Origin of the sequence: Paenarthrobacter sp. CM16, from assembly GCF_013179505.1 — a bacterium.
GTDB lineage: Bacteria > Actinomycetota > Actinomycetes > Actinomycetales > Micrococcaceae > Arthrobacter.
On sequence record NZ_JABMCX010000535.1, the window covers coordinates 1 to 1381 of the forward strand.

2 protein-coding genes are annotated in these 1381 nt (G+C 57.4%); one reads left to right on the forward strand and one right to left on the reverse strand.

All coding sequences use genetic code 11. The features are described 5' to 3' along the window. A partial coding sequence (locus tag HP499_RS24265; RefSeq protein WP_172326575.1) for a cytosine permease occupies positions 1 to 883 on the reverse strand: 883 nt, incomplete at its 3' end. A 290-nt stretch (positions 884 to 1173) separates the two neighbouring features. Here HP499_RS24265 and HP499_RS24950 point away from each other — a divergent pair. Beyond that, the coding region (locus HP499_RS24950) for a hypothetical protein (protein ID WP_309138448.1) at positions 1174 to 1381 on the forward strand (208 nt) is incomplete at its 3' end.

Genomic DNA, 1381 nt, shown 5'->3' on the forward strand with positions numbered 1-1381 from the left:
TGCCCTTGACGATCGACTTCTTGGAGGCCGAAGAACGGGTGAAGTCACAGAAGTTCAGGACGAACGTTCCGTAAATGGAAACCCAGAGGGCGCCGCCGGCAAAGATGGTGAGCCACATTTCGGTACCTTCGAGGCCCTTGATGCCGCTCCACTGGATAGCACCACCGGCTTCGATGAAGACCCACACGGCGATCGCAGCCATGGTGACCAGGATGATGGGACCGGCAAAGGCTTCATACTTACGGATCATTTCCATGCCGAAGCTCACGATGACCAGCTGGACAATCCAGAGCGCAACAAAGGAAAGCCAGCCAAGCGTTGAGAGGCCAAGGATGGAGTTGCTGTCCAAGTCCTTGAGTCCGGGAGCCATGGCCACGAGCATCACGCGCAGGACCACGGAGGCCAGATACGTCTGGATTCCAAACCAGGCAACGGCAACGGCGCCGCGCACAAGGCTGGCGATCTGGGCTCCCCTGATGCCGAAGCTGATACGGCTCATGACAGGGAAAGGAACCCCGGTCTTTTCACCCATGAACCCGGAGAAATTCAAGAGGGCGAACAGGAGGATGGCACCAATCCCCAGAGCTACCAGGATTTGCCAGCCGCCCAGGCCGAGGGAGAACAGGCCAATGGCGAACGCGTAGTTACCCAGGCTGTGGACGTCATTGGCCCAGAGGGTAAAGATGCTGTAGCTGGTCCATTTGCGGCCCTTGGCCTTGGTGGGTGCGAGGTCGATGTTGTAAAGACTGGGGCTGATGGTACGGCCTGCTGCTTCGGAAGCAATGGCGCAGAGATCGGTGTTGCCCACCACCGGGTGGTTGGGGCCACCTGCGTTTTTGTCTCCCGGAGTCTCAGTGACGCCGACTGATGAAGTCGTCTGCATCGTGGATCTCCACTTCGTACTGATTCCACAATGCGGAATCTAGTTATTGAATAGTGAAAGCACCCTATGACCCGGGTCACGTAACGTCAAGGGTCCATGGTGTATGCAGGGTCACATTTGGTTGCTTGGGCAGCGGTTTCCCAGTTGACTGTTGCGGTTACGCAATCCGTGTTGACGCTGCCCACCAGCGGACGTAATCTCGAATTGCAGAATTTTATTCTCACAATACGAAATTCCTTGAGCGCCCCCACAGAGCAAGCGCCCAGACATTCAATGAAGAGAGGTTGGACGTGGCTGCAGGAGAAGAGACCTCACACATCCTCAGCGGGTTGACTGCCCAGCTGCCTGATCGTGATCCGGAAGAGACCGCGGAGTGGATTGAGTCCCTTGATGCGTTGATCGCGGAGCAGGGTACCGAGCGTGCCCAGTACATTATGCGGAGTTTGTTGCAGCGTGCCGGCGCGAGGTCGGTGGGTGTGCCGATGGTGACGACCACTG